The 2,202-nt window shown below is 62.8% G+C and carries 2 protein-coding genes; both read right to left on the bottom strand.

Annotated elements, in window-relative coordinates:
• On the bottom strand, positions 1 to 831 hold an 831-nt coding region (gene dapD, locus ACR0P8_RS09405; RefSeq protein WP_432624805.1), incomplete at its 3' end, for a 2,3,4,5-tetrahydropyridine-2,6-dicarboxylate N-succinyltransferase.
• A gap of 144 nt (positions 832 to 975) precedes the next feature.
• Positions 976 to 2,202: citrate synthase (locus tag ACR0P8_RS09400; protein ID WP_432624804.1), on the bottom strand; the 1,227-nt coding region annotated here is incomplete at its 5' end.

Raw genomic sequence — 2,202 nt, 5'->3', positions numbered from 1 at the left:
GTCGTAGATGGTGACCTTGGTTCCGGCCGTGACGTACAGGCCAGCCTCGACCACGCAATTGTCGCCCAGAGAGATGCCGATGCCGGCGTTCGCGCCAAGCAGGGAATGCTCGCCGATGGAGTTCTTCAGCTTGCCGCCGCCGGACAGGGTACCCATGATGGACGCGCCACCGCCGATGTCGGAGCCGTTGCCGACCACAACGCCTTGCGAGACACGGCCTTCGACCATGGAGACGCCAAGGGTGCCGGCGTTGAAGTTCACGAAACCGGCATGCATGACGGTGGTGCCTTCGGACAGGTGCGCACCCAGACGCACGCGATCGGCGTCGCCGATGCGCACGCCGGACGGCACGACGTAATCGACCATACGCGGGAATTTGTCGATGGACAGCACGCTCACGTCGACGTGCGGAGCCAACGCGGCACCCGCCTGACGCGTGGTGGCCATCACGTCAAGTTTGCGCAAAGCGAAATCCTCGACCGCGAACGGACCGTAATTGGTCCACACCACATTGTTCAGCTTGGCGAAGATGCCATCAAGGTTCAAAGTATTCGGCTTGGCCAGACGCATGCTCAGCAGGTGCAGACGCAGGTAGGCGTCCGCCGCGTCCTCGATCGGCTCGTCCAACTTGGATACGGTGAAGACCGGCACACGGCGCACTCCACGTGCATCGGCCTCGTCATGCGCGATGGCGCCGAAATTATGGTTCGGACGCGCGGATTCGGCTGGCGCCTGTCCCAGCTTGAGTTCCGGATACCAGACGTCCAGGGTGTTGCCGGCGGCATCGATGCTCGCCAGACCCCAGCCCCACGCGGTACGCTGATCAGTCATGTGTACGCTCCTTTGAGGATGCCGGAACCATGGGAGGTTCCGTTCGTTGGATTCTTCGGTTCCTTGAAACACTGTAGCGGCAAGTCGCGGCAGACGCGGACGCAGGTCCGAAGGCCGGTTCCGCGCACACGCCGGAACCTGCGGTCAGCGCTGGTCCATCGGCACGTAATCGCGCTTTGTGTAGCCGGTGTAGACCTGGCGCGGACGACCGATCTTGGTGTTCGGATCGGCGAGCATCTCACGGTACTGCGCAATCCAGCCGGGGATGCGTCCAAGCGCGAACAGCGTGGTGAACATGGCCGGGTCGAAACCGATGGCACGGTAAATCAGTCCGGTGTAGAAGTCGACGTTCGGATACAGGTGGCGGGAGACGAAGTAATCGTCGTTCAATGCGATCTGCTCCAGCTCAGTGGCCACGTCGAACAGCGCGCGCTCGTCGGCCGGCAGTTTCAACGTGTCGGAGCGGGCCATGATCTTCTCCAAATAGCCCTTGGCGATGGCCGCACGCGGATCGTACGACTTGTAGACGCGGTGCCCCAGTCCGGAAATGCGCTGGCCGTTGGCCTTGGCATCCTCCACGAACTCCCTGACGGTCTTGCCCGAATCGCGAATCGCCTTAAGCTGGCGGAGCACGGCTTCGTTCGCGCCGCCGTGCAGCGGGCCGGACAGCGCGTTGATGCCGGCCGCGATTGCGGAATACAGGTTGGCGTGCGCGGAACCGGCGATGCGTACCACGGAGGTGGAGCAGTTCTGTTCATGGTCGGCGTGGATGATGAGCAGTCGGCCGAGCGCGTGCACGTACAGCGGATCGGATTCGAACGGCTCATATGGTACGGCGAAGCACATGCGCAGGAAATCATCGACGTAGCCACGCGAGTAATCCGGGTACAGCATCGGCTCATCGCGGCGGCGGCGGAAGATGTAGCTCACGATGGTACGGGCCTTGGCCATGATGATGGTCGCCGCCTCGTCAAGCTGGTCGGAGTCGTTGATGTCCGTGGTGTCCGGATAGAAGGTGGCGAGCGCGTTGACGGCGGAGGCCATCACGCTCATCGGATGCGCGGTGCGCGGGAAGGAGCCCATGAAGGTGCGGAAGTCCTCCCCCACCATCGTGCGGTGGTTGATATCGGAGATGAAACGGTCGTACTGCTCCTTGCTGGGCAGTTCGCCGTGGCGCAGCAGCCACGCCACTTCCAGGAAGTCGGACTGCTCGCATAGCTGTTCGATCGGATAGCCTCGGTAGCGCAGGATGGAGTTCTTGCCGTCGATGTACGTGATTTTCGATTCGCACTGCGCGGTGGTCAGGAAGCCCGGATCGAGCGTGACCCAACCATCGTTGCGCAGCGTGGACACCACGATGCCGTCCGCGCC

The organism is Bifidobacterium sp., from assembly GCF_050874245.1.
Taxonomy (GTDB): domain Bacteria; phylum Actinomycetota; class Actinomycetes; order Actinomycetales; family Bifidobacteriaceae; genus Bifidobacterium.
The sequence above is the reverse complement of the archived record's forward strand: the minus strand, read 5'-3'. Positions and strand labels throughout refer to the sequence as shown.